Source organism: Vibrio sp. 1978, assembly GCF_033344345.1.
The window spans coordinates 1-672 of sequence record NZ_JAWPOP010000519.1 but is presented as its reverse complement, the minus strand read 5'-3'; the positions used below and the strand labels follow the sequence as shown (position 1 = coordinate 672).

1 protein-coding gene is annotated in these 672 nt (G+C 50.1%); it reads right to left on the bottom strand.

From position 1 onward, the window contains the following. Positions 1-672 (bottom strand): zinc-binding dehydrogenase (locus R8N49_RS27590; protein WP_318190512.1); only part of this gene is annotated, 672 nt, incomplete at both ends.

Here is a 672-nt window from a genome sequence, read left to right as displayed (position 1 = left end):
GATGGATTGATCTTGCCTTGCGAGGAAAGCTCAATAGATTCCACCATGTCACCCTTTGAACCACCAGACGTTCCTACAATATGGGTTGATTCGTAATGCACGTTGTAGAAGTTAAACGGCACTTTGAAATTCTTATCCGTTGGGCCAGCAAAGAAGTTGAGGCAGCCATCATTGCCAAGCAGCTCATCGGCTTGTTCTAGCACTTGAGCAACCGCCGCGTATACCATTACATCGTCGTAGCCTTTGCCACCGTTGAGTGCTTTGAGATACGCGACCGGATCGTCGATTTGAGCGGTATTCACGTAGTGCAGTTCTACGCCCTGCTCTTTAGCTTTTGCAACCGGAATGAGGCTTTCAGCTCGGTCTAAACGCGCAGCGTCGATGTCAGTAACCACCACCAGCGTTGGCTTTACAGGGCCGTTGATCGCATAGTCAATCGCACCAATGCCCATTGGGCCAGCACAAGCGAGTAGCGCTAACGCACCACCTTCTTTAATGCCCATATCGTGTTCGTACACGTATTGGGTGGTGTGGTAGCTCGCGTGGTACGCACCAATAATGCAAGACATTGGCTCAGCAAGCGAAGCATCAGCAAAGTAATCGCCATGGTAAGGCAGTACGCAACCTAGGTCGATAGCGATTTTAGGAATAATGGAATACGTCGCGTTGCCA